Source organism: Rhodothalassium salexigens DSM 2132 (genome assembly GCF_004341375.1).
Classification (GTDB): domain Bacteria; phylum Pseudomonadota; class Alphaproteobacteria; order Sphingomonadales; family Rhodothalassiaceae; genus Rhodothalassium; species Rhodothalassium salexigens.
The window spans coordinates 82,604-89,290 of sequence record NZ_SLXO01000013.1 but is presented as its reverse complement, the minus strand read 5'-3'; the positions used below and the strand labels follow the sequence as shown (position 1 = coordinate 89,290).

The window sequence follows — 6,687 nt, the reverse complement described above, 5'->3', positions numbered from 1 at the left end:
CCGTCATCAACCCGCGAACCAAGACCGCCTCCCAAAAGCCAGTCTTGAATCACGCTTCGACCGCCTTGGGAATCCACTTCGTCAACAGGACCTAGATATCGCGCACGGCGGCCACCAAACGTTCCATAAGATCGTTGTTTTGATTGACTAGGTCAGAGATATTGTCCGCCTCCTGACGAGTGGTCGCGGCGAGTTGTTTGACCTCGTTGGCCACCACGGCGAAGCCCCGGCCTGCCTCCCCGGCGCGGGCGGCCTCAATGGTCGCGTTCAAAGACAACAGGTTGGTCTGTGCCGCCACATCCTTGATCGCGCGGGCGATCTTAATGACCCGTTCGCTCGACCGTTTTGCTTCCTCGACCGCCTCTTGGGTTTTCAACACGGCCGTCTTTTGCCCGGTGACATCGATTCCGATCATGAGGTACTTGATGATCTCGCCATTGACGTCCTGCATGCAGCCAAAACTACCCTTCAGGACCACGTCCCGACCATCAGCCGTGGAAAACTCGACTTCTTTTTGCAACGACCCGTCATTCTGCAAAGATTTTATTTCGCCAGAGCTTAACATTTTATCCAAATTTATATCTACCTGACTTCCGCCGAGCATTTCAAAATAGGAATTGACAGATGTAAGCGTGAAATTTTTTCCCCACTCAATAATAGCATTGGATTCATTGATAACCTGTAAGGTTCTCTCGAACTCGACAGATTGGGTTTTTGTTGACGAAATATTCGCCTGAATAGATATATAGTTACTCAAAACTCCATAGTCGTCAAAAACTGGGTTAATTGCAATGGAAACCCAGTATGGATTGCCGGCCTTTGTATAATTGAGGATTTCTTCGTAGACCGGCTTCCGCATTTTCAACGCGGTTCGGATTCGATCAACCGTTTTGGGATCGGTATTGGGCCCTTGCAAAACATCGCCCGGCTTTTTCCCTTTAATTTCTTCCAAGGAAAATCCGGTCAGTGCTGTGAACCCTGGATTGACAAACTCAATGAAGCCATCGGCATCGGTGATAATCACCGAATTATCGGTTTCGTTAGCAACGAGGGACAAACGTTTAAATTCCTCCCGCCGCTGAATTTCTTCGGTCACATCACGTAAAAAGGCGGTGTAAATGATACTCCCCGTGCCAGTATTTACTTTTGACAAGGACAAACTGGCATAACAAAAACTACCGTCCTTGCGATGAATAGCCACTTCCCGACTCGTGCCGACGATCTTGTCGACACCGGTGGCCCGATTGGCGTCCACAAAACCGTCGTGCTTGTGCTGCATTTCCGGCGGCACCAGCATCTTGACATTTTGTCCAATGACCTCGTCGCGGCCATAGCCCCACAAGCGCTCCGCCGCCGCATTGAAGAACGTCACCCGGTTGGCCTCATCAATGGTCACAACCGCATCGATGGCCTGCTCAAGGGTCTGAATGAAGAGGTCTTGGGTTTGGCGCTCTTCTGTGATGTCTTTAACAAACGCCGTGTAGCTGATCCGGCCATCGGCGTCCGTCACCTTCGAGAGAGACAAGCTGCCCAAACGAACGGAACCATCCTTTCTATGGATCGCCACATCGCGGCTGGTACCGACAATCTTGTCAACGCCGGTGGTCCGGTTCCGGTTCACGAAATCGTCGTGCTTGTGCTGCATCTCCGGCGGCACCAGCATCTTGACGTTGCGCCCGATCACCTCGTTCGGCTCATAGCCCCAAAGGTTAACGGCCGCCTGATTATAGAAGGTGACCCGATTCGTTTCGTCAATCTGGACAATCGCATCAATCGCTTGGCTGAGAATTCGTTCCGCTTCGCCCGTTCGTTGCTCACTCGACTGGTGACGGCCGTCAGTTTGGCGATTATCGCCCAGGCCGAGATAGGTGCCAGTATCCATCGACGTACACTCCACAACCAATACGACTCCAAAAACACGGAAGCCCTTTGATAAAACCAGGGTTGTAAATTTTGTCTTAATATTGGCAATATAGCAAAAAATAGCCATCTACCGGCATTCAGAGGCGCGACCGATCTGACCCAGGAGCAATGGATTTGATAGATCGCCTCCCCCAAGCCCCCCATGGCGCCACCGACACCACCGGCGCCTCGGTCCCAGCCCGCCGCTATGCCCTGGTTCGCGCGTTGGTGGCCGAAATCCCGGCGGGCCGGGTCGCCAGCTACGGCCAGATCGCGGCCATGCTGCCGGGCCTGACCGCGCGCCAGGTGGGCTATGCGCTGTCGGGGCGCCGGGACCCGGTGCCCCATGCCTTGCCCTGGCACCGGGTGGTCAATGCCCGCGGTGCGGTCTCGCCCCATGCCGGCGCGGCCGACCAGCGCCGGCGACTGGAGGCCGAGGGCATCGCCTTCGACCGCCGCGACCGGCTCGACTGGTCGCGCCATCGCTGGGCCGGGCCCGGCCATGTGTGGTTCATCGCCCGCGGCCTGGCGCCCGACCGCTGAGCCATACGCTGCCTGCGGCATCGCGGCGCGGGCGGCACCCGCCCTGATCCGGGGCGCCCCGGCGTCGCGAACCAGGGCTATGACCCAGACATCCGAAAGATCCGATCCGACCGGCGCCGACGCCCAGGGCGCGACCGCCGAGGCCAAGGACGGGCCGGGCGCCGCGCCCGGCCTGACCACCTTTTACAACGAGGCCTGCCCGGTATGCAGCGCCGAGATCAACCATTATCGCGACGAGGCGGACGCCGCCGGCGCGCCGCTCGCCTGGGTGGACATTTCCACCGAGGGTGCCGATCTGGCGCGCCACGGCGTCACCCAGGAGATGGCCTATCGCCGTCTCTACGCGGTCGACGAGCACGATACGCTGCTGGTCGGCCTCGACGCGTTCATCGCCATTTGGCGGCGGCTGCCCAAGCGGCGCTGGCATCTGTTGGCCGACGCGGTCAGCCTGCCCGGCGTCAACCCGGTGATGAGTTGGGGCTATGAGCATGTGGCGGCGCGCGCCATCTATGGCTGGAACAAGCGCCGCCTGGCCCGCGAAGCGCGCGAGCGGCGCCGGCCAAGCGGGCGCACGGGCTTGGCGCGTCGCCGCGCGGCCCGCGTCACGGGCGACGGGCCCGGCGACGGCTGAGGCCGAGACGCCACCCAAGCGCTATTCGAGCGCGTTGACGAACGCCAGATCCAAAGGCTGGTCGGTCAATCGACCGGCCGCGCGCGCCGCCGTCATCACCTCGGGGTCGGCGCGCAGCCGGTCGAGGGCCGCGAACACCCGGGCGTGGATCGCGCCATCCGTGGGGCCGTTGATCCGGTGGGCGCTCAAGGTGCGCAGCGCCGGCCCGCGCTGCTCGGGGTCGGCAAGGCGCGCCTTGAACAATGCCGCCAGACCGGCGTCGTCGCCGCGACAGGCCAGCGCATAGGCGGTCGCCTCGGCATTGACCATCGGGTTGGCGTCGAACCACGCCATCGTCTCGGCGCTTTCGTCTTCGCGGTCGAGCAGATCGAGCGCGCAGACCTCGACCGCGCGCACAAACCCCGCGCCATAGGGCGACAGCGGGTTGACCTGCTGCGCGCGCGCCCGCCGCGCCAGATCGATCGCGGCGTCGGCATCGCCCAGGTCGGCCAAGACAAAGCCGTAGTTGATCCACTGGTTGAGCACATCGGGATGCGTCGCCAGGTCGAGGTCGAGCAGCTCGGCCATCCGCTCGCGCGCCGCGTCGTCGCGGCCCAGCGCCACCAGGGCATAGACGATCATATTGTCCAGGAAATACAGGCTCTTCTCGTCGCCGCCATCGCCGAAGCGCGCCAGCGCGATACGCGCGTCTTCAAGCGCGCCGGCGAAATCGCCGACCCGGATCAACTCCTCGACCAGGCGCAACTGCGCCGCCGGCGCGTCCGGCAGGCGCGCCGCCTGCTCGCGCGCATGGGCCAGCGCCTTGCGCCCGGCAGCGGCCAGGTCGGGCACCACCAAGGCGTCGACGACCCCCCACAAGGGCTCGAACCGGCGGTCGATCTTCAGGTCGACCAGCACCCGGTAGCTGCGCACGCGCAACGCCAGCCGCCGCGCGGCGGCCAAGTCGCCCCGGTCCACATAATGGGCGATCAGATCCTCATAGAAGAAGTCGGGCGACAGTCCCTCGGCGGTCACCGGCTCGACCCCGGCCTTGTACAGCGCGTCGAGGAGCGCCAGATGCCGGGGCGGCTGGTCCGCCTGGCGGGCGGGCAGCTCGCCGGCCTCGGCCGCCCGGTGCAGGCGCCCCAGCACCGACACCGCATAGGCCGGGTTGAGCTTTTGCGCCGCGAAGGGATAGGTGCGGGCGAGCGCCGTCAGCGCCCGGCCCTCCCCCGCCACGCCGCCCAATTGGCGCTCCAACTGCAACAGCGTGATCAGCCCGTCGGGATAGTGCCGGCCGTCGTCATAAAGCCGCCACAGCAGCGCGCGCGCAGCCTCGGGCTCGCCGGCCCGCACCAGAGCGGCCGCGCGCAGGAACTGCGCCAGGGCACGGTGGCGCTCGGGCAAACTGTCATAGGCCAGCACCCGGTCGACCAGGTCGAGCAAGCGGGCGGCGCGCGCCCCGTCGGCCTGGGCGGCGCTCAAGGCGCGCCAGGCGTCGACCCAGGGCGCCGCCTGGGCGCCCGGGTCGTCGACCGCGCGGGTATCGGGCAGGCGCGCAGCCGGCGGTGCGGCGTCCTCGGTGGGCGGCGGCACCGGTGGTTCCTGGGCCGCCGCCGCCCAACTCGCCCCCCAACTCGTCCCCAGGCCCAGCGCCAACGCCGCCAGGCAAAGGGGGCTGCGCGCGCCCGCCGGCGTCACGCGGCGAATTGGTCGGGCTCCAGCGCATAGAACAATTCGGCGCCGCGGGTGATCGGGCCCAAAAGCGCGGTCGCCGGCGGCAGGCATTGTTCGGCGAAGAAGCGCGCGGTGGCGATCTTGTTGGCCAGGAACACCGGGTCGCCGGTGCCGGCGTCAAGCCGCCGCTGGGCCTCGCGCGCCTGCAGCGCCAGATAATAGCCGCCGGCCACGGTGCCGAACAGGGTCAGGAACGGCGACGCCCCGGCAGCGGTGGCGCGCGCCTCGTCCAGATCGTTGCCGGCCAGCCAGACGGCGGCATGTTGCAACGCCTCGACCCCGTCGGACAGATATTCGGCGATCGAGCCCAGCGTGTCGTCGCCGGCGATGGCGCCCGCGAAATCGCGGATGTCGGCGAACAGCGCCTTCCAATGCCGACCGTCGTCCATGGCCAACTTGCGGCCCACCAGGTCCATGGCCTGGATGCCGTTGGTGCCCTCATAAATCGGCGCGATGCGGGCGTCGCGATAGTGCTGCGGCGCCCCGGATTCTTCGATGAAGCCCATGCCGCCGTGGATCTGGATGTTCTCGGAGGTCAATTCGACGCCCATGTCGGTGCACCAAGCCTTGACCACCGGCGTCAACAGGTCGGCCAGCCCCTGGGCCTTGGCGCGTTCGTCGGCGTCGGGGTGGGCGTGGGCGCGGTCGACCGCCCCGCCGGTGGCGTAGGTCAGCGCGCGCATGGCCTCGACGGTCGCCTTCATGGTCATCAGTTTGCGCCGGATCAGCGCGTGCTGGATGATCGGCACCGACGGCCCCCGGCTGCCATACTCCGCCGATTGCACCCGCTCCTGGGCGAACGCCACGGCTTGTTGATAGGCGCGCTCGGCGATCGCCACGCCCTGCAGGCCGACACAGATGCGGGCATGGTTCATCATCGTGAACATGGCGCGCAGGCCCTTGTTCTCCTCGCCGACCAGCCAGCCCACGCAGGCGTCATTGTCGCCGAACTGCATGGTGCAGGTGGGCGAGGCGTGGATGCCCAGTTTGTGTTCGAGCCCGGCGCAGCGCAGGTCGTTGCGCTGGCCCGGCTGGCCGTTTTCGTCCGGCAGGAACTTGGGCACCAGGAAGCACGAAATGCCGCGCGTGCCCTCGGGCGCGTCGCTCAGCCGGGCAAGCACCAGATGGACGATATTGCCGGTCAGGTCGTGTTCGCCGAAGGTGATGTAGATCTTCTGGCCCTTGATCCGGTAGGTGCCGTCCTCGGCGCGCTCGGCGCGGGTGGTCAGGGCGCCCACGTCGGAGCCCGCCTGCGGCTCGGTCAGGTTCATGGTGCCGGCCCATTCGCCCGAGATCAGCTTGGGCAGATACAGCCGCTTCAGCTCTTCCGAGCCGTGATGGGTCAACGCCTCGACCGCGCCCTGGTTCAGCAAGGGGCACAGCGACAGCGCCATATTGGCCGACGCCCAGGTCTCCTGGACCGCCAGCCCAAGCGCGAACGGCAGCCCCTGCCCGCCATGCTCGGTCGTAAAGGTGAGGCCGTTCCAGCCGCCGTTCACATACTCGTCATAGGCGTCCTTGAAGCCCTCGGGCATGCGCACCACGCCATTGTCCCACTGCGCGCCCTGGCTGTCGCCGACCGCGTTGAGCGGCGCCATGGTCTCGGCGGCAAGCTTGCCCGCCTCGTCCAGCACCGCGTCGACCAGATCGGGAGTGGCTTCGGAGAATTGCGGAATACGGGTCAGGTCCTCGATCCCCGCGGCCACATCCAGGGCCAGACGCATATCCTTCAAGGGCGCAGCATAACGACTCATTCATACCTCCATTGCGCGCGCCGATGCCCGGCCGCGGTGATCGTCCCAAGGCCTTTATGTAGGACGCCTTTTCTTTGCGTCCACCAAGCGCGTGATGTAAGCACCGATCAGTGAATGCCAAGCGCCCCGCCCCGCGATAGG

General features: G+C 64.9%; 5 protein-coding genes. 2 read left to right on the top strand and 3 right to left on the bottom strand.

Going from position 1 to position 6,687, the window contains the following annotated elements; all coding sequences use genetic code 11:
* Positions 1-91: 91 nt before the first annotated feature.
* Positions 92-1,882, bottom strand: a complete 1,791-nt coding sequence (locus EV659_RS15160; RefSeq protein WP_132709449.1) for a PAS domain S-box protein — start codon at positions 1,880-1,882, stop codon at positions 92-94.
* 155 nt (positions 1,883-2,037) lie between these two features.
* Here EV659_RS15160 and EV659_RS13665 point away from each other — a divergent pair, with 155 nt between their 5' ends.
* A complete protein-coding gene (locus EV659_RS13665; protein WP_200287926.1) occupies positions 2,038-2,445 on the top strand; it encodes an MGMT family protein in 408 nt (135 codons plus the stop codon).
* 79 nt (positions 2,446-2,524) lie between these two features.
* The gene (locus EV659_RS13660) at positions 2,525-3,076 is read left to right on the top strand and encodes a thiol-disulfide oxidoreductase DCC family protein (RefSeq protein ID WP_165878912.1); all 552 of its coding nucleotides are present in this window, start codon (positions 2,525-2,527) and stop codon (positions 3,074-3,076) included.
* Positions 3,077-3,097: 21 nt separating this feature from the next.
* Here the strand turns inward: EV659_RS13660 and EV659_RS13655 are convergent, their stop codons facing one another.
* Together EV659_RS13655 and EV659_RS13650 are read right to left on the bottom strand one after the other, a co-directional pair.
* Positions 3,098-4,651 carry a hypothetical protein gene (locus tag EV659_RS13655; RefSeq protein WP_132709446.1) on the bottom strand — a complete coding sequence of 518 codons (1,554 nt, stop codon included), beginning with the start codon at positions 4,649-4,651 and terminating at the stop codon, positions 3,098-3,100.
* 101 nt (positions 4,652-4,752) lie between these two features.
* The gene (locus EV659_RS13650) at positions 4,753-6,546 is read right to left on the bottom strand and encodes an acyl-CoA dehydrogenase family protein (protein ID WP_132709445.1); all 1,794 of its coding nucleotides are present in this window, start codon (positions 6,544-6,546) and stop codon (positions 4,753-4,755) included.
* Positions 6,547-6,687: the final 141 nt, after the last annotated feature.